The organism is Empedobacter brevis NBRC 14943 = ATCC 43319, assembly GCF_000382425.1.
Taxonomy (GTDB): Bacteria; Bacteroidota; Bacteroidia; order Flavobacteriales; family Weeksellaceae; genus Empedobacter; species Empedobacter brevis.
This window is the reverse complement of record NZ_KB908299.1, coordinates 48,706-71,164: the sequence shown is the minus strand read 5'-3', so window position 1 is coordinate 71,164 and position 22,459 is coordinate 48,706. Positions and strand designations below refer to the sequence as shown.

The 22,459-nt window shown below is 30.4% G+C and carries 19 protein-coding genes; 3 read left to right on the top strand and 16 right to left on the bottom strand.

Annotated features, from left to right (window positions below; genetic code table 11):
- The first annotated feature begins 140 nt into the window (after positions 1-140).
- The 3 genes from H277_RS0113495 (at position 141) to H277_RS0113485 (ending at position 4,674) form a co-directional block, all read left to right on the top strand.
- Positions 141-1,361 carry a serine hydrolase domain-containing protein gene (locus tag H277_RS0113495; RefSeq protein ID WP_019976139.1) on the top strand — a complete coding sequence of 407 codons (1,221 nt, stop codon included), beginning with the start codon at positions 141-143 and terminating at the stop codon, positions 1,359-1,361.
- Positions 1,362-1,550: 189 nt separating this feature from the next.
- A complete protein-coding gene (locus tag H277_RS0113490) occupies positions 1,551-2,387 on the top strand; it encodes a GNAT family N-acetyltransferase (protein ID WP_019976138.1) in 837 nt (278 codons plus the stop codon).
- A 751-nt stretch (positions 2,388-3,138) separates the two neighbouring features.
- Complete coding sequence (locus H277_RS0113485) at positions 3,139-4,674, top strand: AraC family transcriptional regulator (RefSeq protein ID WP_019976136.1); 1,536 nt, start codon at positions 3,139-3,141, stop codon at positions 4,672-4,674.
- 17 nt (positions 4,675-4,691) lie between these two features.
- Here H277_RS0113485 and H277_RS0113480 read toward each other — a convergent pair whose 3' ends face one another.
- The 16 genes from H277_RS0113480 to H277_RS0113405 form a co-directional block, all read right to left on the bottom strand.
- The gene (locus H277_RS0113480) at positions 4,692-5,201 is read right to left on the bottom strand and encodes a hypothetical protein (RefSeq protein WP_019976135.1); all 510 of its coding nucleotides are present in this window, start codon (positions 5,199-5,201) and stop codon (positions 4,692-4,694) included.
- On the bottom strand, positions 5,198-6,997 hold the full coding sequence (locus tag H277_RS19800; RefSeq protein ID WP_019976134.1) for an Ig-like domain-containing protein: 1,800 nt from the start codon (positions 6,995-6,997) through the stop codon (positions 5,198-5,200). Before H277_RS19800 ends, H277_RS0113480 begins: the two co-directional genes overlap by 4 nt.
- A 264-nt stretch (positions 6,998-7,261) precedes the next feature.
- On the bottom strand, positions 7,262-7,681 hold the full coding sequence (locus tag H277_RS0113470) for a hypothetical protein (protein WP_019976133.1): 420 nt from the start codon (positions 7,679-7,681) through the stop codon (positions 7,262-7,264).
- Between the two features lie 38 nt (positions 7,682-7,719).
- Positions 7,720-8,223 (bottom strand): hypothetical protein, encoded by a 504-nt coding sequence (locus H277_RS0113465; protein ID WP_019976132.1) that lies wholly within the window; start codon positions 8,221-8,223, stop codon positions 7,720-7,722.
- A 15-nt stretch (positions 8,224-8,238) separates the two neighbouring features.
- Entirely contained in the window at positions 8,239-8,721 is a 483-nt protein-coding gene (locus tag H277_RS0113460) for a hypothetical protein (protein ID WP_019976131.1), read from the bottom strand.
- Between the two features lie 201 nt (positions 8,722-8,922).
- A complete protein-coding gene (locus H277_RS0113455) occupies positions 8,923-9,372 on the bottom strand; it encodes a hypothetical protein (protein ID WP_019976130.1) in 450 nt (149 codons plus the stop codon).
- A 138-nt stretch (positions 9,373-9,510) separates the two neighbouring features.
- Entirely contained in the window at positions 9,511-10,020 is a 510-nt protein-coding gene (locus H277_RS0113450) for a hypothetical protein (protein WP_019976129.1), read from the bottom strand.
- Between the two features lie 38 nt (positions 10,021-10,058).
- Positions 10,059-10,562 carry a hypothetical protein gene (locus H277_RS0113445; RefSeq protein ID WP_019976128.1) on the bottom strand — a complete coding sequence of 168 codons (504 nt, stop codon included), beginning with the start codon at positions 10,560-10,562 and terminating at the stop codon, positions 10,059-10,061.
- Between the two features lie 15 nt (positions 10,563-10,577).
- Positions 10,578-11,060, bottom strand: coding sequence for a hypothetical protein (locus H277_RS0113440; RefSeq protein ID WP_019976127.1), 483 nt, complete (start codon positions 11,058-11,060; stop codon positions 10,578-10,580).
- Positions 11,057-11,830 carry a hypothetical protein gene (locus H277_RS0113435; protein ID WP_019976126.1) on the bottom strand — a complete coding sequence of 258 codons (774 nt, stop codon included), beginning with the start codon at positions 11,828-11,830 and terminating at the stop codon, positions 11,057-11,059. Before H277_RS0113435 ends, H277_RS0113440 begins: the two co-directional genes overlap by 4 nt.
- Before the next feature lie 74 nt (positions 11,831-11,904).
- A complete protein-coding gene (locus tag H277_RS0113430) occupies positions 11,905-12,225 on the bottom strand; it encodes a hypothetical protein (protein ID WP_019976125.1) in 321 nt (106 codons plus the stop codon).
- A gap of 41 nt (positions 12,226-12,266) precedes the next feature.
- Complete coding sequence (locus H277_RS0113425; RefSeq protein WP_019976124.1) at positions 12,267-12,668, bottom strand: DUF6896 domain-containing protein; 402 nt, start codon at positions 12,666-12,668, stop codon at positions 12,267-12,269.
- Positions 12,669-12,717: 49 nt separating this feature from the next.
- Positions 12,718-13,110: a hypothetical protein gene (locus H277_RS0113420; protein ID WP_019976123.1), complete on the bottom strand. Its 393-nt coding sequence runs from the start codon at positions 13,108-13,110 to the stop codon at positions 12,718-12,720.
- Between the two features lie 9 nt (positions 13,111-13,119).
- A complete protein-coding gene (locus tag H277_RS0113415; protein ID WP_019976122.1) occupies positions 13,120-19,800 on the bottom strand; it encodes an RHS repeat-associated core domain-containing protein in 6,681 nt (2,226 codons plus the stop codon).
- A gap of 21 nt (positions 19,801-19,821) precedes the next feature.
- The gene (locus tag H277_RS0113410; protein WP_081623230.1) at positions 19,822-21,018 is read right to left on the bottom strand and encodes a lamin tail domain-containing protein; all 1,197 of its coding nucleotides are present in this window, start codon (positions 21,016-21,018) and stop codon (positions 19,822-19,824) included.
- A 5-nt stretch (positions 21,019-21,023) separates the two neighbouring features.
- Positions 21,024-22,439, bottom strand: a complete 1,416-nt coding sequence (locus H277_RS0113405) for a tetratricopeptide repeat protein (protein WP_019976120.1) — start codon at positions 22,437-22,439, stop codon at positions 21,024-21,026.
- Between the last annotated feature and the right edge of the window lie 20 nt (positions 22,440-22,459).

The following is a 22,459-nucleotide window of genomic DNA, read 5'->3' as shown; positions in this document are numbered from 1 at the left end:
GTCTTTCACGCTATTCTTCTCCTCGTAAAATTGTTTTTCTAAAAACAATATACTAAATTAGTTTCACAAAAAAGTAATTCATCCGAATAAAATAACTGTAACCAAATTCAAAATCTATCGTCTATCACATAAAACAACTCATGAAATATAAACTTTTAATTCTCATCTCGTCTACCCTATTATTTTCGTGTCAATCTGTTCAAAAAATTGAAAAAGACCACAGTACAATAGATCATATCCTCACTCAAAACTTAGAATTGGCTTATAAAAAAGATGCCATCAAAGGGTTCTCCGTTTCTATCGTCAATAAAAAAGGCTTGATGTATGATAATGGGTTTGGATATTCAACTATTGGACAAGATAACCTGTACACATCACACACCACTCAAAACATCGCCTCAATATCGAAAACACTGATAGCGATTTCCTTACTCAAAGCGCAAGAATTAGGCAAATTAAACATCAACGATCCAATCAATGATTATTTACCTTTCAAGATTATCAATCCAAATCATCCGGAAGTTCCTATCTTAATTAAGCATTTGGCTTACCATACTTCTTCCATTACAGATCTTGATGAAATCTATGCAAAATCTTATGTCCTAACAAAAGACAAACATGATGAAAATGAAGGTGTTTACAATTATTTTAACAAACCTGAGACCGCTATTCCATTGCAGGATTTCATACAAAATAGTTTAACAGAAAGCGGAATATGGTACCAAAAGAAGACATTTTTAAATACAAAACCTGGAGAAAAACGTGACTATTCTAACATCGGAGCTGCTCTTTGTGCGTTAGTGATAGAAGCAGCAACCGGACAAGATTACCGTTCTTTTACTAGAAATTACATTTTGAAACCATTAAAAATGAATGATTCCGGCTGGATGGCAGCAGATATCGATACCAAGAAACGCTCAAGACTATTTGCAAACAAAGAAAAAATGATTGCCGAATATTCTCTCATCACTTATGCCGATGGTGGATTTCTTACCTCGAGTCACGATTTAGGATTGTTTTTATCTGAATTGATAAACGGAAATGATGGAAATGGGAAGTTATTGCGTAAAAAAAGTTATAAAAAGCTATTCGAAAAACAGAAATTTACAGAGAATGGAAAAACGGAACATTATGGAATTTTCATTGAGTTTCGTGATGATTTCTTAACCGTTAAAAATAATATGATTGGTCATAATGGTTCTGATCCCGGCGTCTTTACTGCCATGTATTTTAACCCAACAACCAAAATTGGTAAAATAGTTTTGGTAAATACCGATACTGATTTTACTGATGAGGTGTGGCCAGAAATAGAAGATATATGGAAGACTTTGTCAAATTATGAAAATGAAATTCAGAAATAAAAGATGACCGCTAACAAATGCACATTTTTTTTAATCATCTAATGCTTTTTCTATAAAAGATTCTCTTCTTATGTTGAGCTTCGAAACATCTTTTAGTTATGCTTACATTTCTTAAAACAACCATTTAACTTATAACAAAAAGCTGAAATAAATTGTCACTTTTTTAAGTACTTTTATAAAAAACAGAAAATGCAGATACGTAAACTAACCCAAAAGGATTTCTTTGATTTATTACAGGCTATTAATGGTTCTTTTGCTGATTATATTGTCCCTTTTCAACTGGATAACACTCAATTGGAATTTAAAATAATATCAGAAGATATTGTATTCGAATGGTCTGTAGGTATTTTTGAAGAGAATCAATTGATAGCTTTTATGATGCATGGTGTTCGAAAAACGGAAGATAAAACCATGGTATACAATGCAGGTACAGGTGTACTTCCTGAATATCGCGGACAAGGTCTGGTAGGAAAAATGTACGAATATATTCTACCGTTTTTGAAAGAAAATAACGTTCAACAATTGGTCTTGGAAGTCATTGAAGACAATCATTCAGCTATTCGTGCCTATGAAAAAAATGGTTTCTTCATCCAACGCAAATTACTGTGTTTTGACGGGAAATTAGAAGTAAAACCCGTTTCTAATCTTTCATCTGTTCAGCCTTTAAAAGATTTTTATTGGAAAAAACTGCAATCGTTTTGGGATATTACTCCCAGCTGGCAAAGTTCTGCTCCAACTATGGATGTCATAGAACCGGTTTCATTAGGAGCTTTCATTGATGAAAAACTTGTCGGATATTTACTTTTCTGCCCCATCAAAAAACGAATCTACCAAATTGCCGTAACACCTGAATACAGACGAAAAGGTATTGCAACACAACTATTAACTGAAGTACAACAACAAATATCTAACGAGAAAGTACAACTCAATAACATAGACGAAGCAGCAGAAAATTTAAAGTTATTTTTTGAAAAACAAGGGTTAATCAACGACATCAATCAATTTGAAATGGTTAAAAATTTATAAACCGTTGCAATTCTGCATATATAACTAAAAAAATAATTATACATCATACCATCATTTTAAAACCTCGTTATAAAACGAGGTTTTTGTTTTTATATAAAATTTCCTTCTTAAAAAGAAAAACAATATTATTATACTGAATGAAAATTATATTTATTGCTTTGAAAGAAGTAAAAGTATCTTTACAAAAAATTCTTTTTTTAAAAAATATAAAAACCTAAATGACAGCAGTTTAAAACAAAACAAATTACCCTCATTTTCAATAAAACGAGGTGTCATGTATTTGATTTATTGAAAAATTATTTCAAATATTTACAAAAATAAAGTTTTAGATAAAAAGTCATTAATTCATTAAAAGTTGTATTCACTATATTTCTTTTATTAAACCTAACAACACCCTATGTGATTAGTGGCTTTTTTCTTCTTAAAAACAAACAGGTATTAAGATTTATACCGTTTCAATTGTTTAAGAAAAGAACTATAATGCACCAAGTATTATGTCTAATTTGGAAAATTACACTTTAGAGGAAATAGAGACTAAATTTAAAGCTTCTGCAAAGTTTATATCTAAAAATTATTACTGTATTCCGGTAAAAAAATACTGCAGTGGCTTTTTCATTAAAGAATTGCATTTAATTATTAGCAATTCTGGAAAAATTAAAAAATATATGTATAGATTTGATATTTCATAAAACAAGCTAATCCAAAAAAAGTTTTCCTTTGTTTAAATATTAGATCTACATAATTAATTGGAATGAAATTTTTTATCCTTCTTTTTCTTCCTCTATTACTAACTGCCCAAAATAACGAAGAGTTTGAACGTATATACACAAAAACTTATTTAGAAACATCTCAAAAAGATTTTTCTAAAGCCGTGTTTATAGCAGATTCTCTTTATTCTATTTCTCAAAATGACATCTTCAAAATAAAGAGTTTAATGCTTTCTGCGACTCTTTTTCAGCAAAGCAGCGAATATTCAAAAGCTGTTGCATATGCTATAAGAGCAAAAGAAATAGCCGAACGAGTAGCTAATCCGATACAAACCACTAAAATCAATGGTTTTTTAGCCACTCAATACCGAATATTAAAACTCTACAGTCAATCGAATTTATATCTCAAAACAGCTGTTTCTGAAGCCGAAAAAATAAGTAATACTGAAGTCAAAGAAACATTTTTAGGCATGTTGATGCAGGAAAATGCTTATTATCAAATTGATTTAAAAAATTATGGAAAAGCTATTTATTACATCAAACAATCGGGCAAATATTTTAAAAAAGAACATCCGAATTACAATCATTTTATCGGTACCAATTTACAGTTGTTAGGGGACTGCTATTATCAATTAAATGATTTCGACCGTTCTTTAATTCATTATAAAAAAGCTTTACCTTATGTTGAAGAACATCCTAACAATCATACCAAAGCTTTAGTATACAATGGAATTGCCTTGTGCCACATCGAAAAAAACAATGCCACTGAGGCTGAAAAATATATGAGCCTAGCTGAGAAAAATTCAGAAAAATCGGAATACTTAGCACTCCAAGAAGAGTTTTATAAAACGTATGAAAAATACTATAAATTAAAAAATAAGCCGAAAGAAGTTGTTGCTGTAAAAGAAAAGATCGATACGATTACCGGAATTATCAATCATCATAGAAATCTTTTTATTAACCATGAACAAAAGAAATTAAAGAGTGAGAATATTACCTTGACCAAAGAGAAAAATACATCGAATTACCTTATTGGAATTATATCGATTCTTTTTTTACTCTTTGCTCTAATTGCTTACCTGTATATAAAAACTATACGGCAAAAAATAAAGCGTCTACAAATTGATTATCATCAATTTATTTCAAATATGAATATACCGCTTAAAGATAAATTATTTTCTCATCGGGAAACAGACATCAACCCGGAAACAGAGAAAAAGATTTTGAAACGATTGGAGCATTTTGAGAAGACGACTTTATACAATAAAAACAATATGTCGCTGGCGTCATTGTCTATCTACTGTCAAACGAACACAAAATATTTGTCGCAAGTTATTAATTCTCATAAGAACAAAAATTTCACCAATTACATTAATCAATTAAGAATTCATTATATCATTACAGAATTACAAAATAATCCTTCGTATAGAAAATATAAAATAGCAGCTCTTAGTGAAATGACAGGCTTTTCGTCTCCAAGTAAATTTACAGAAGCGTTTAAAAAAGAAACAAACATTACAGCCGTCTTATATATTAAGAATTTAGAAGAAAAAACAAAGCTCTATTCTTCAGAAGAATAGAGCTCATCAAATACATCCTAGTTCCAATAATTCCATTGAATTCCATCAAATATTGTAACCGTTTTAGTTGCGAGATCATAACATATCATTCCAGGATATGGATTGATGACATCCGTATTTACATTATTTATTCGAGGTAAAACCAATGCTTTATCTGAGGATTCCAGAACCAGAACACCGTCTGCCATCGATGTATAAGCTCCTATAATGACTCCCTTTCCTAAATCATTTTCATTTAGAAAAGCTGGTGCTTTTCCTGTGTCTGAAAGATTTACCCATTTCTCATTTTCAAACATCTTCACGCGTTCAGTGAGACGATCAAAAATGATGGTTCCGTTTGCAGAATTTTCGGGTTCTGTGTTATTCGCAGGAAGAATAATTCCTTTGGATGTATCATCTTCAAACTGCAATAAACTTGATTCTGTAATATCCGTTGGATAATTGCTTTCTTCAGCAATAATTACCTGAGCTTTAATTTGTGTAAACAGGAAGAGAAAGAAGAGTGTCGTTAGTCTATTTTTTTTCATCGTTCGTTTGTGCATGAATTTTTTAAACAATTCCAGATGTACCCATTATAAAGTTTCACGCATTTATCTGTTTCATCGTATGCGATCATTCCTTCTACAGGAGCTTTTATATCTGTCAAAACATTATTAATTCGGGTAATCACCAATCCTTTTGAGCTTGAGTCTAATACGAGCGCTCCATTTGGAATATTCGCAGGCCAATTGGATTTAATCGTTGTATTGGTCGAAATTGCTACATTCGTAATCGTTGTATTTATTCCTGTTTTGGGTTCTTTTGTACATGGACATTCTACTTTTATAAGTCCACTTCCATTACCTGACATATGAGTTGCTCCGACAACATGCTGAGAAGCAATAACTGTATTACTTGCTGCGTTGTTCCATGTCACCGTATTAAAAGCCACGTTAGTACTACCCGTTCCTCCTACAATTCCGTAAAGTTCCATATCATAAAGTGCTCTATCTGCATTAGACTTTCGTGCCTGTAACGATATGCTGCCATCTGAAGCGATTTTAATTCTTATAACCGGAGATTGGCTGTCTCCTTCTATGTCATAGATTTGAGAAATACTCCCTTCTCCGTGTTTTGTTCCGTCAAAAAATCTGATATTCTGTTTAGCACCGGTTCCGGGTTGAAAATCGATTTCTTCATTTGCTAAATCAATCCCATTTATATTCAATTGGAATGAATTGTCTAAAGAATAAATATCAAATTGAAACCCATAATCAGTCGCCGGCATCATGAATGTCTTTGTAACACCATCAGCGACTTCAAAATTTTCCTTTGTAACAGCTGTTGTACATGGAGGAATAGTAATGATGATTGTTTTCGGAATTGATGTTCCGGGAGAAAGAATACCATCCAGAACATAATTATCCTGTACTGTATACTCTATTATAGCCTGTCCTTCAAATCCTCTCGTTGGAACAAAAGTAACTTGTCCGTTAGAAGTATTCACTGTCCAGGTTCCTTTTGCATCAGTATAAGTAGATTGTATACCTGGTGTTGCAGGATCTAAATCTACTGAACCATTTTGTACAAATTGACCTTCATCGTATTCCACCGCATTCTCCACAACATTCAATGTCACAGGTTGATCTTTTAAAGCTGCTGAAACGAAGAAATCTTTGCCTACAGGCAACGTATTGATTGAATTTAATGTCACAGAAATATTGACTGATTCGAAAGAAGAAGTACTGGCATTAAAACCCGGAAAAAAAGACAAATCCATAGAAGTATTTTGGGCAGTAAACACCAAACGATTTGTTCCCCAGCTATTATTCGTGTCTCTGTTCACCTGCGTCACACTTATTCTCGGATAAGTTCCTACTTGAAAATCATATTTATCAATATAGGAAGGGCTATACTTTGTCGATCCCCTATCGGCCATTGCTGACAAAGAATAAATCACCACTTCATAATCTCTTCCAACTATAAGTTCAGAAATAGTTGTTTTTATTGACTCTTCTCCTGCTTTAGTTCCGACATCTCTAATCGTAATCCAGGTAAGATGATTATTTGGCGGAAGCGGAAGCGGTGCGTTGGTCCAGCTCTGCCCTCCTCCGGATGTTCCGGATGCTGCGACAATATTTCGATTTGAAATATCAGGCGTTCCCGAAATAACACTCCAATTCGGAGGCGCACATATCGCACAAGGAGAACTAACTCCATTCGAAGCCGATATTTTTTGCGCATGCATAATTCCTGTCAAAATAAAACAGAGACAGAAGGTTATAAACCATTTTCTATTCATTATTCTTGTATTGTTCGTTGAAGATTTTAGGTTGGTTTCCATGATTCAAAAATTGCAGAGCATCTATTGACACTCTTAATTTTCACAAATATTCACCCTAAAATCTGAACAAATCAAGTTTTACACATTACACTTTATTGAAAATATACACTACTAAATTTGGATTAAACAAAACAATTACAATGGCTTATTGTTTTAAAAAACGGAAATACAACCTCATCTTATCGCCATACATTTTTAAGATGACTTTTCTCTAATTCTATAATTTCCGGAATGGAATGCCCCTCTATATTATCACTCGATCCATCAAGATAATTTTTCTCTAATTTTAGCAGGTATAAAATTTTTATTAAAATGCGGATTTATAAAATAATCATCTTCTCTTTTTTCTAATAGAATTAATTCCTGATAATCAGAATTGTATATCCATATCCAATCTTTTTCATCAATAAAAATAAACCATTGTTGGTATTTACTAAAGGCTGTAAAAATATTTTGACTATAATAAATTTTATTCCCTTTTTTTAAACCCACAACTAAAGTTCCGTTCTGAAATTCTTTTATTTCTAAGAGTGTACTTTTAAAATAGTACTTCCCTGCCTCGGTTATAAACATATTATTTTTGAGATACTTTGTTTCAATCTCTTTCTGACAACCTATTATCAATACTACTGTCAACAATAATAACAGGATTTTACTAAACAATTTTTGATTAGGATTTCTCATTTTGTAAGAATTATTTTTAGTCACAAAAAACATCAGATTTACATCCTGATTATATCAGATTTATTAAAATGATATTTTTTCTTTAGAGAATCAATAATTTGATCAATCTCAGTAATAAAATTCTTATATTTTCTATATTTAAAATAATCTAACGGAGTTTTTTCATGATCCCTTTTTAAATAAAAATGTTGAATCGTTCCATTTTCAAAAGAAATATAATAATCGATTTCTGTTGCTGGCATATTTAAATATGTACTTTCATCTACAACTATTTCTACTTTTTTAGGTTCTTCATTTAATTTGTTCTCATAATATAAGCTAGTAAGCTCTGCTTTACCTTTTTTACTTATTTCAAAATAATTGTTAGAAATACTTTCATAATTTTTAACAATTAATTTTCCTTCCATTAAATAATAGGAATAAATACCTCTGTTATAAACAACTTCAATTTCTTTTATAGCTGAATTTTCTTGATACTTATAATCTCCTTTTGAAAAACAAGAAGAAAAAACAATGAACGATACAAAAAATAATATTTTCATAAGACTACCAAATATTTAAAAACTAGGCATATTAGAATCAGGCTTATTTTTTAATTCTTTCTTTGATTTAAGAAGTTTTTGTATATAGACGTCAAATTTCATGAAATTTTTAAATTCCTTATCAACATTATCTCCACCTGTATCTATTAGTGTTATAATTTTATTATTCTTATCATTTAAAGAAAAATTATATTTTTTAATACTTCCTCCAGTAAGAACTAAAGATTTATCTTTTAAATAAATTTCTGTATCTGTTGGATAAGATTTTACATGTTCAGTATATAAAGCTTGAATTGTATCAAATTGTTGTTTTGACATGTTAAATATAATCGTATCATCTTTTTTATCATAAAAGTGAGTGATATATTGAGATTTAGGGTATTTAAGAATTATATCATCTGTTCCTATAAAATTTATATGAATAGACTCAACAAGTTCTTTATTTAGTTGACACGCAGTAAATAAAGAGATAAATAATAAGAACGTTAATATTTTCATTTTACACCCCAATTTATATCATTTGGTAAATTATATTTTCTTTATCGTAAAGATAAATGGTTTTGTATTTAGTTTATTGTTTTCAAATAAATAAAACACCCCAATAACAGAGAAAATACTATTATTGGGGTGAATAATGAAATGGTTAATTTAGTTGTAATAAATATATTGATTTTATTCAAAATTTTAAGTCAAGTAGATTTAACCTTCACTACAACTTATGTATTCATAATCAATATCTAATCTATTCAGAATAGGAATTATTTTTTTTATATACCAAGAAAAATCTGTGATTGACAATTCTTCGATTCTTTTTACATTATTATATAATATAAAATTTATAGTGTTATAGTTGTTATAAACTAATAGAGAAAATCCAGTATTATATTTATTTGAATAGAAATTTACTCCAATTGTTTCATTACATTTTTGCTTTTCCTTTAGCAAAGGAATTATTTCTCTTCTAAAACTAATAGGTTTAATTTTCCAATCATAATTATCATCATCATGAAGAGGTAAATAGCTAATATTCCCATGATCATTTAAACTCCAACTTTCTTCTTCAAAAGCATTTATAAAATCAACAAGATCAAAAATAGAATCATTATTGTAAGAATCTATCTCTATTTTTATATCTCCTGTTTTAGCCATAGATAGTACTTTATTTTTAACTTTAAACAATTTCAACAACTTTCCGTATCCTCCTAATATAGTTTTTGGAAGATATAAAGAAACACCACATAACAGAGGAAAAGTTATTATTGGGGTGAATTATCTTAGATCATAATTTTACTTTTTATACATAATGGAATCTAGCAACTTTTCTATTTTTTCTGCTTCAGATTTATTATTGTTCTTTTTATAATAATCTCTTAATATAGTTAAACAGCTGATCTCATTTTGTTGTGCACATTGATTTAAACGCGCAAAAACTTCGGTTTTATTCTTGCTATCTAAATCTCCTATTAAAGATAAATTATTTGTTTTTAATTCTTTCCTAACCAAATCTCTTATTATTTTTCGGTTTGCATAATTATAGGCATATTTATCTGCCATAATATAAGAATATTTTAATAAGCGATATGTCAAAGAATCTTCAGGTTGTTCATAAACATCTTCTAATCTGTTATATGAATAAATATCTCCTTTCTCAATAATATTTCTTTGAAGTTCTATAGTATCATACAAATACGTTGAACTATCACCAACTATTATCTCTACCTTTTCATTATCATTACTTTTCTTAGATAAACAAGAAGAAACTAATAGTAGACAAGATATTAAAATTATTTTTTTCATTTTGTAAGAATTATTTTTAGTCCTAAAAAACATCTCCTTTATAGTGAAATGATGTCAGATTCTTCAAAATCATACTGCTTATTTAAAGAGTCAATAATTTGATCAATCTCAGTAATAAAATTCTTATATTTTCTATATTTAAAATAATCTAACGGAGTTTTTTCATTATCCCTTTTTAAATAAAAATGTTGAATCGTTCCATTTTCAAAAGAAATATAATAATCGATTTCTGTTGCTGGCATATTTAAATATGTATTCTTATCTACAACTATTTCTACTTTTTTAGGATCTTCATTTAATTCGTTCTCGTAATATAAACTACTAAGCTCTACTTTACTTTTTTTATTAATTTCAAAATAATGAGTTGAATTACTTCTATAATTTTCAACAATTAATTTTCCTTCCATTAAATAATAGGAATAAATACCTTTGTCATAAACTACTTCAATTTCTTTTATAGCTGAATTCTGCTGTTGATTATAATCTCCTTTTGAAAAACAAGAAGAAAAAATAATAAACGATATAAAAAATAATATTTTCATAAGATTACCAAATATTTAAATAAGTGGTATATTATTAGGTTTTGGCTTATTTTTTAATTCCTTCTTTGATTTTAGAAGTTTTTGTATATAAGTATCAAATTTCATGAAATTTTTGTATTCCTTATCAACATTGTTTCCTCCAACATCAAAAAGTTTTATGATCTTAGAATTTTTATTTTTTAAATTGAAATGGTATTTTGTTTCGTATGCTAAAGTTTCGAAAGAATTATTTTTCAAATAAATTTCTGTATCATTTGGATAAGAAATTACATATTTTGTATACAAAATCTGAATTGAATCAAATTGTTGTTTTGACAAGTCAAACATAATCGTATCATCTTTTTTATCATAAAAGTGAGTGATATATTGAGATTTAGGGTATTTAAGAATTATATCATTACTTAAAGAAATTTTTACATGAATAGATTCTACTGTTTCTTTATTTACATGACACGCAGTAAATAAAGAGATAAATAATAAGAACGTTAATATTTTCATTTTACACCCCAATTTATATAGTTAGGTAAATTCCTTCTCCAAGAATAATATAAAGGTACGGGTTTTATATATCTTTCAGAATAATATTTAGCACCTTTAGGAGCTCCATGTTTCATTAAATATACATAAGAATAAGTAGAAGCTGAAGCTTCTGTATATTTATGATAATTAGGATGTCTTCTATAAATATGTATTGCATGGATTAATTCATGATTAATGGTCATTGACGTAGCACTTACATTGGAAAATTTCATTCCTTTAATATTTGGGGAAATAAGAATTACTGAATTGTTCTTAGCCACACTACGATCTTTATTAAAAAATCTTACTGTTGTTCCTCCTACAGCATCATTATCAAGATTTCTTAACTGTAAACCATCTAATGTATAACCATATTCTGCAGCATTTTCATTTGTTGCAAGTAGAATTTTAGTCTTTATTTTTGTTTCGATTGTACCTAAATCTCCAATATTATTATTGATATAATTATCTAACTCTTGTTGATTAGCAAAGTAACTTACATCATTACTTACATCATATTTATTTAAAGAAAGATCTTGTGATTGCGATGTAGTATTAATAGAACTTATAAATTTATTGATAGCACTATAACTAGCAGATATAATAAGCCCTTGTCTTGCTCCTTGCCAAAAATCTCCACCTGCAATAGTAGAAGAAATTCCGCCGGTAATTCCACCGGAAACAACAGTAAGGGCATCCGAAAATGCTTCGGAATTAATGTTTAACCCTTTAATCCCTGAACCTGTCAAAGAAGAGATCGCTCCGGAAGCAAAACCACTGAAAAAATTTTAAAATAAAGACACATCTGAAACACTACCGGAGTTTAGAAAAAAAAGTGAATACTAGTATTATAAGTTATAGCATAGTTGAATGCTTTTATAATTTTTTCTTGATGCGGGAATTTTTCTTTTATTTTATAATATGCTTTAGTTATTAAATCTAAATCATAAATATGTTCATCTTCGAAGTCATCGATATTAGTAGAACATACTTTATTTATTAATAAAAAAACTCCATAATCCCACAGAGAATAAAATTCAAATTGATCTAATGTTATTTCTATTAATTCTTCAGATGAAGCTTCATCAAAATCTAAATCTCTTTCCGCTGTTTTATTTTTTGGTATAACGATTAACTTACGCATTTGTTTTAATTCACATGATTAAAATGTCACTTGATTCTATTCTATAGAAAATATGTGTCATAAACTTTATTATCAATAACAAGCTTTTTTATTTGCCCTATTTCTACAAGAGCTTCTATTTCTTTTTTTAAATCACTTTCATCAATTTGTATATTAAAGTAAGTATCAATAAAAGTATATAAATTCCATATTGTATATTGATATTTCAAAACCTCATCATAAGGAATAAAGTCATAATCACAAACAATATTATTTTGAATAACTTCGCACCCCCCTCCATGAAATCGGTAATTGAAATTATCTATACTTCCTTCTCGATCGAATAAAACACCTATATAATCTTCATATAAATTATCATTTATATCATAATGTTTCTTTAGCGCTTCTTCAAATAAAACAATGAATGATCTATAGGTTCTTAAATATAATGGTATATCTATCATAATTTTAATGAGCCACTTATTTCTAATAAAAAATTCCGATAGAAAATTATCATTTACTATTCGTATAAAACCATAGATCTTCTGCTGTAAAGGAATTGAGATTTATAAAATTATCAAATACTGTAATTAATTTATTATCCATTTTAAATAAATCTGTGTATACAGAATTAACAAAAATCACTTCAAATTTGTAATTGTCTGAGAAATCATTTACAATGTCCGAATATCTATATTCAATAAATAATAAAGGATAATTATGCCATAAATAGCCAACTATTTTATCATTATTTATAACTGAAGCCCAATTTTCTTCATCTTCCCAATATGAAATTTCTAATTCGTTATTTTTTAATATGTTTATAACAATAAAAAAATCATTAAAATACCAGTTGTCATTATACGAACAAGTGATATCTGTTATTATGTGAGTTAAGTCAATCATTTAATATTTTTAATTTCCTGGAGAACCATGAATAAAGCCCTTACTATTTCTATAAATATTCATATAATTAGTAGGCTGTCCACTACCTAGAGTTCCTATGTTCGTGTTTTTAATTAAAACTTTTGCTTTATTACCTTTCCATAAATTATGTTTGTCAGCATATTGAGCAGCTTTCAATACTGCTTCATTAGGATCAAAAGTAGGATAAAATTTACTTTTTCCTGATACGCCTCCAAATACATGTTTTTTCATCCCTTCTATTGATACTGTATATACTCCATCTGTTAAAGCGCCATGTTTAGTAATAGAAAACTCTCTAGATAATTGTTTGTCTACAGACAGTTCTTTTTTTGATGAATTTGAAGATGGAATATCTGTTGCACTTTTAGATTTGGCTTTATCATAAGCTTTTCTTTTCATAGCTGCTCTTAATCTTGCCATAAGAGCTCTCATTCTAGGTCCAGGATTAGATTCCTCATTAAGATTATAATCCTTAGATTCAGTATTAACAACTTCAGAATCTTCAGCTTTATTAAACGAATTTACAAACTTATGTTGAATATGATTAAGTCCGGTCGTAATTAATCCATGTCGCATACCTTGCCAAAAATCTCCACCTGCAATAGTAGAAGAAATCCCCCCGGTAATTCCGCCGGAAGCAACAATAACTGCATCAGCAAGAGCTTCAGATCCTATTTTTAACCCTTCAATCCCTGATCCTGCCAAAGAAGAGATCGCTCCGGAAGCAAAACCACTTATAAATTTTCCTCCATCTATCGCACTCATAACTCCTCCGGATACAGCATGAGCCGCGGCTTGAAAGGCGGCTCTGGATACTGCGCTCGTAAAAACATTTGTAGCTACAGTTCCAATCCCAAAACTCACTGCAGCTGTAACAGCCGTTATTGTTGCAGCTTTTCCTAAACCATACCACAAAGGAACTCCTTCTATTGCATTCATCACAACATGACTAACAATAGCAATGGCAGCTACTACTACAGCCGCAACAATCGATTCACCGCTTGGGTCATTGTAAATCAGCGGGTTATTGTACACATAAGTATAGCGGTCAAAATTTTGGGTATTGTACGGGTCCTGAACAAAATTATCCGGACTTATGAAACGACGTAAAACAGGATCATATAAACGCCCATTCATATGGATCAACCCAACACTTTGCAAATGCTCGTGTCCTGTATATCCCCTGTCAATAATTCCCAGTGTTGTATTAACTGTTCCATCCTGATGAATAACTTTCTTGATGTTTCCCCATGCATCAAACACACGTTTTTCGACCAGGACTCCTGCAGTAGAAGAAAGCGCAAGAATCGTTCCCTGTACATCACGGTGTACATAATAATTGGTTTCTGTTGTAGTTTTATTGGCTGCTATTTCGTTGACCTGAATATAACTTGAAGAATACGGATCGCCATCGACATAGGTTATTACTTTGTATTTGCTGCCATCAAACTGAATTTCCACAGCCTTATCCGAAGTATAGAATTTACGGTAAGGGCGTTTATTTTGATCTGTATCTTCGCTGCCATAATACGCAATACTTCTTTCTTTAAACAAGTTAAAATCATACGAAATGCGATCTTTCCCTTTTAAATAAATTTCTGTCGCCTGTTTGTAACTGTTGAATTTGATCTGGTGTAATCCCCTATTTTCCAATAATTGATTTCCTTTCGAATTAAATTCAATGCTTTTAATTTTATAGTTTTGATCTTGGTACGTATATTTTCCTACCTCAGAGTTATAAACCATACGCCCTTTCGGATCATAGACATATTGATTGAGAATCACATTGTTTTCTTTCTCAGAAGTTAAACGGTCTAATTCATCAAAAGTAAACGACTCGTTAGAAGCTGCTAATCCTTTGAACTGAATGTTGCGTTTTTCTAAAAGATGACGTTTGGCATTAAATGTATACGCTATCTTTAATTCTGATTGACCTGCTGCATTGGCTAAATTGATTTGAGAAGGGAAAAAGTCTTTGTCATAACTTGTGGTTAAACTCAGTGAATTACCAAAATCTAATTTCTTCACTTGCCCTTGGGCGTTGACTTCCGTTACTTTTTTTATGGTTTTGTTCTTTAGCGCGTCACGCTCCTCTACCAAAAATCCGTTTGCATCATAAACATTGGATACTTTCGAATTAATGACTTTGTTAATCGCGTTAATAGTCGTTTTTAGCGAAGTATCTTTGACTTTATTTTGCGTATCGTATGTTACATAAGACTCGTAAATAAAATCTTTTGTCGTTTCTTTTTTTCCTTTTAAACGAAATAACTCATCGTAAGATGTTTCATATTCATAATAATTTCCATTGCTCGTTCCGTACGTTTTTGTAGGTAGAAGAGTTGTTGCATCATACGCATAATTAATCTCAATGGCAGAATTATCATCAGATGAAACATTTTCTTTGATTAATTTATAGAAATTATCATAGGCATAAACGGTTTTTCCTTTCGGGCTAATTTCTTCCTGAATGTTTCCTAAAGCATCATATTTATAGGTATAGATACCGGCAGAAGGATCGTTCAATTCAATTTTATTTCCCCAACCATCTTGTTGAATACGTATGATGATTCCGTCGTAATCAGCTGTTTTTAATGTTCCATTCGGATAGTAATCATATACAATACTGCCTCCTTTATCGGTATGTTTTATTATTTGTCCTGCAGAATTGTAACGTTTAGATGTCTTTTTAGTTCCTTCATCTACGGTAACACCTAAACCTTCATAACAAGTTTTTATTATTTGTCCTGTACTTTGTGTATATGTTGTAATTCGATCTAACGCATCGTATTCCGTAATGTTCCATTTTTTAGCCTCACCTTCAAAATAAGGTTCTGACTCTTTTATTTTTTTTCCAAAAAGATCATATTCAATGTCTACAAAAGACCATTTGTTGTTGATTGACTGTGTTTTTTGTTGAATCACACGATCAAACTTGTCATAGATCACAAAAGTAGAAGGAACTCCCGGAGTAGAAGTGGATAAAGAGTATTTTCCGTTGTCTAACTTTTGTTTCACTAAAGTTGTTTTGATCGTGTACGGATCTAGAACCTCTATATTATTCCCCCAACCATCATATTTGTATGTCGTTTTTAATCCTAAAGTTGTTGTTACAGTTAATGGATTACCAAATAAGTCAATGGTAGTCGATTCAATTTTACCTTCAGGAGATGTTGTTTTAGTGATAAAACGTTTCGAAGCATCGTATTCAAACTTGGTTGTTAAAGTCTTAATTCCCTGACCGGATAAAGACTCTTCAATTTTGTTTCCAACAGCATCGTATTTAGAATCAGAAACAATGGCAGTGGTATTATTTCCATATTTTTCATTTTTTATAACACTTCCGTTTGTTTTATTGTAGGAATAAATATTCTTAGAAGAAAAAGTTCCATTATGATTCGTTTCAATGTTTTCATGTTGTTTTACTTTTCCCGCAAAAAAACTTTGACCACTCGTAAAATCAGGTTCGTATACAAATTTTTCTTCCGATTTCTGTCCATTTTCACTTCTATAGTCTGTAACAGCAGAAACTAAAAAACCTCTTGTGTTGTACGTATAAGATTTAAAGATGGAAAAATTACGTAATTTATCTTCAGAAACTTCTTCCTGTTTCACATACATATAAGATTTTCCACTTGTAATCTTCTTATATTTTACAGAAGATTTTGTTGTGTATTGATCTCCGGTGAGATTTCCAATCGTTTTGGCAATTAGTTGATTCTCTTGTAAAGGATCTGACAAACTAACCGACCATAATATATCTTTTCCTAATTCTTTCGGTAAATATTGCCCGTTTTGTCTTGTAGATTCGTATGGATTACTCGTTGCCACACGCTGAAATCCTATAAAGCCTAATCCGCTTAAATCCTGAATGGCATTTACATAACGGTATTCTTTCGAAATAGATTTGGTATCAAATAATGTATTGATTCGGTTCACCAGGTATAAACCAGGTTGTTTACGGTTGACATAATAAGGATACTTTAAATCGTTCGAAATACCCTGATCTATTTTATAATACAAGTTTTTATTCTCATGCAACTTGTTTCCCTCCCAAATCGCAGAAGGAGAAATCACAGCCTCAGACATTGGCGTATATTCAATGTCTTGAATCACTCCCGATCCATTGTCCACCTGAGCTATTTTTGTTTCCAGGAAATTATGTGTCTGAATGTCATAATTTACCCTACGCGCATTAAACGGATCCAGAAATTGAATACCAACATTGAAAGATTCTAAGTTTCGTTCTGTATTATTACTCCCAATAAGAGCAAAAGGAGTAACTTCATTTTCAAAAGAAAGATAATTATTATTAGAAAAATTCAGTTGATATTCCTCTTTATCAGACGGTTGATTCTCTATAAAAGATATCGTATTGATGTTAATTGGCTGAGGAGAAATAATGTTATCTAATTTTTCGATTTTATTATTTTGAATAAAAGACGGATCCGTTTTTCCGGGAGTGATTTTTCCAAAATGATTAAATGCAACAAAATCAGAACGTCCGTCATTGTTGAAATCTGTTGCAATTACTCCGCAAGAAGCATATTCAGAAAATTGATAACGATCCGGTTTTCCTGACCAAAATTTTTGCCATCCTGAAGATTTTTTAAGAACAGCGCGTTGTGCAGGTTTACATGCTACTAAATTTTCATTGGTAAAGTCACGTTCTTTTGCTGTGAACTGGCCTTTTCCTGTATTGATATACTCCCACCATACTTTTTTGTCAATGATTATTTCATTTAGGACTTGTCTTGCACTGCTTTTTGTGATGTCATATAACTTAGCCGGTGTCATAAAATCAGTCAATCCATCTCCGTTAAAATCTCCAAAGACCAAAGGAGAATCTTCTTGAAAATAAGCTAAATGTTGGGCTGCTAATTTAGTTGTTAATGCATAGCTGCCGGAAGAACTACGCTTGATTGATTTGATATTAAACTCTTGTTTCTTTTGATCTACAAATAAAAAATCTGTAATCCCGTCCCGATCATAGTTAATAGGAAATACTCTTCCTTCCTCAAATGTAATTCCTGAGGCCAATTGCGTCAATTGAACAGAACCGGGGTTCTTCATTTCCTTCCCTAGCTCATAAAAATACAAGGCAGAAGGATACTTTGATTTCTCAAGTTTCTGTGTTACCTGCAAGAACACCATATCCTTCATTTCTATATCAATAAGATTAAGAATTTTATCATCAAACTCAGAATTAAAAGCAATAGATTCTTTTCTGAATATTAATACATCAACTAATCCATCGTTATTAAAATCGCCACTTAATTCAAAGAAATCATCCGCTAGATAAATTTTTCTAGCATCTAAATTAATCTCTATTCCCGTTGGTATTATTAATGATTTTGTAAATTCTTTTCCGGACGAAGGATCTATCGCTTTTACTCTGTATGTACTTGTTATAATAGAATTATTATTGTATTTGATAACCTCTTTACTAAAAATATTTCTATCAATATAAAAAAGAACATCATTTTTAGACAGTTTACCTTCTGCATCAATTATTTTTCCGGCGTGTAAATTTAAATTCCGGTCAAATTTAAGATCAGCGACAATAGGACCTAGTTTTTCGTGGATAATAGACGAATAAAACTCCTTGTTTTTATCCGATTTAGGATTGTTTTTTTCATCTTCGTTGATGACATAAATACTGGAAACCGTACCATTCCCTTCAAAATCTCCCTGAACAGTACTTCCTAAAGTCAACGTGTTTTTAGAAAAACGATTGGCACTTTCTGTGGTTTTGATCAATTTTCGTGAGCTTCCATCACTGTTGTACTTAAACTTCAGTGGTTTTAAGGCTTCATTTTTACTATTGTAAACATTAACTTCCCGTAATCTGGGATACTTTAAACTGGTATAGTCATGTGTTAAAGCATATTTTCTGTATATCCCTTCTTTGGAACGAACGGTAATATTCGCAATCGTTTTTCTTGATATAATTTGAGTTCCATTTACGTAAGAGGTAATCCGATTCGGGTTGTCTTTATATTCAAAATTTATGGAAAATAAAGACGTATCTCCATAGCTGATCTTTTGGATATAGGTAACATTTCCATCATTAAAATATTCGTATTTTATGGTGTTCCCAAAAGCATCTTTCATTTCTGTTACAGAAAAATCAAAAAGCCCTATTTTTTTATATGTCGAAACACGTCCATCTGTAAAATGAACCGTAAAAGTAGTTGGGTCTACACGTTTTATTTTAATCGCAGACAGCGCTTCTGTACGAAATTCGCCATTTGAAGCGATCAATCGCTGTCCGTCCAGATAATAAGGATCTGTTCCGTCGAATACAATTCCTTCGTTACTATTGTCTATTTTTAAACTTTTCCCTCCCAATGTAATAGAAGACAACCCTGAAATATTCCATCCTTCTCCTGCCATTCCTCCATTCATTTGGCTGTTATATACAAGAGATAAATTGGGTTGTAAATTGTTAATTCCTTTGAATACTTCGATTGGAATCACTTGTGAAAAAGTTCCGGAAGCACTTACATCTGATTCGGAATTGATCGTAGGAACAAATGTTGTGTTATCCGGAATTGAATTGTCTATTTTATAAGAAGATAAGTCTGATTTAAATTCTTTTATTTCTGTTGCTTGTTGGGCAAAAACATACCCCGTGAATAGAAATAAGTAAGTAAATAATTTATTCATGATGAATTAATTATATTATAATTATAGTTTAATAATTTTTTTCGTGATTCGCTGTCCGTTTTCTAAAATGAATTCAACAAAATAAATTCCTTTGGGATAAGTTGTTAAATCATAGTTAGCCGTAGCGTTAGTAGGATTGAATTTGATTTGAATTGCATTCGATCCATTAAAAGGAACAATATGTATCTGAGAAAGAGAATGCTCAACAGATTGATCCCATGAGATATTTACCTTTCCATTTGTTGGATTTGGTGATACAAAGAACAATTCATTGTAATCAGTCACAGCCACCCTCGATTCAGCTTTGGGAAGAGTAACCTCGTCAAGACATAAATCACTTGAAGAAATATAATTTCCAGCCTTATCATAATTAAAACATTTCTTTTTGGTATACGTATCTTGAGGTATTGAATAGCCAATAAGAGGAATACTTGAATTACATTTTAAATTGAATAATTCAGGAAGAATAGTCATGGCTCCAAAATGCTCATATTGATACAAAGCATATTTTATATATGGAATATCTTCTAATTTAACAATTGGAGGAGTATAATATAGCCCAAAAGGGTTTGCCTTACTAAATCGAGAATCTGTAAATGCTACTATTTCATCAACATTACCAATATCACGGTAATCTTCCTGCGAATTTTTATGATAAGATAATTTATAATAATCAAAACTAGAAAAAAGATCAGATGTGCTATAAATGCCATTAATATTTTTTTTATTCTTGAAGTTCCAAGAAATCCCGTCTATTCTAACACCATAATATTCCTCTGTATTTATCTTCTGTCCACGTATGGTTGTCATAAACAGAGACACCGATTCTTTGAAATTATTTAAAATAATTTTATCCGTGTAGATAATTTTGGAACTATGGGCTTTTGCATTAGGAAAAAAATCGACAAAATAATTCGCATTTTTAGCTTTAATTGCATTGTTTGTATAGACAATTACCAAATAATCTTTTGATTTAATGATTGTATTTTTTGGAAAAATAAAACCTCCTTCATCATCACCTAAAACCCAATCGCCAATATTAATATCTTCGGTCGTGTAATTATATAATTCGATGAATTCTCCTGCATGATGATAGAGAGGATCTTCTTTTTGATATTCCATATGTGGTGTATCAAAGAAAACTTCTGTTATTGCGACTTGGGAATATAGTCTCACGAATGAGAATATAGCCAAACTAAAAAATAAATATTTCTTCATATAAATTAGGTTGCTTGGATACGTCTCTTTAGGTTTATAATTTCTTTTTGATGAGCATAATCACTGATTGAATAAGATTTTAAAGCAGAAACAGCTAAAATTTTATTGGAAAGTTCTTCTGTTACGATGTAGTCTCTTGTCGAATTCAATAAAAAAGAATTAATCAATGTAATTGCTTCATTTTTCTTTCCTATCCCAATATAATAATCAGAAAATGCGGCCATATACCGAACAAGGTTATGACTATTACGAGTTCCTATAAAATTATCAGATAAAGTATTCAATAAAGATTTTAGAGCATTATAATCTTTCTTTAGCGTATAAAATTTTGCTTTTAAATAATTAATCTCTATTAGTATAGAAGGGGTTATTTTATAAGTTGTCTCAAAAGAATTGAGTAGATTATTAATCGTTGTTAAATTACCTACGTTACTTTTTTCATAACGCAGTATTAACGCTTTAATGTAACCTATTCTAGACCAATTCGTTTTCTGAGCATCATCATTTTCTTTTGTAAGACTTTCCATTGTATCGTAACGCTTTGAACGTAAACAGGCTTTTTTATACAAATTAAGACTATACACATCTTTTTTATCGAAAGTATACAATTCGTTCGCATATTGATAACTTCGTGTATAATCCTTATCCTTAAAAAGTTTGTAGATTAATTCACGGTAAGTACGTTTGATAAATTTATCTCGTTGTATATTCTTAGGTTTAACTTTCAACTCATTAAGCCTGGCAATTAATAATTCAGTAGATAAATTAATTTCATAAGATCTGCTAACCGAACGATTAGATAGTAATAACTCTTTCGCCTTTAAATTATCTCTTGCATCAATCTGATTCAATTGATTGTCAATAATTATTTCTATTTTTTTTAATCCAACATCTGAGTTATTCGAAGTAGAAGGGTTCTCTTCTGTAGAGGTTGAACGCATAAATGCGACTCCAATATCACTATTAGATGAGTTTTCTTTTGCTAATTGGTAAAGTTCTCTTGCTTTGTCCACAAGTGAAAAATTATAGTTCAATTGCTCGACTACTTTACTGTTACCTAAGCTAATACTTGTATATTCTTTTGCTAATTGATTAAGAAAAATAGGATCTCTTGGGTAATTTTGAAGTACATTTTCAAATAATCTCACAGCCTCAAGGAATTTATCCTGTACAAGAAAAGTCTTTCTTAAACCAAAATAAGCGCGTTTATCCGTCGGATAGTGTTCTATAATAGAACGGTATAAATTTTCAGCTTGTAAATAATCTTTCGATTTTTTTAAATTAGACGCTTCGGCAAGCATTTCCTCAATACTTTGAGAGGCAAAAATATTTCCAAAAACAGAAGGAGTAGTTGAAAAGAATATAAAACCTGCCAAACCTAAAGAAGACTTTTGAATAAAGCCTCTTCTAGAATGTTTCATAATTAAGTTATCTAGTAGTG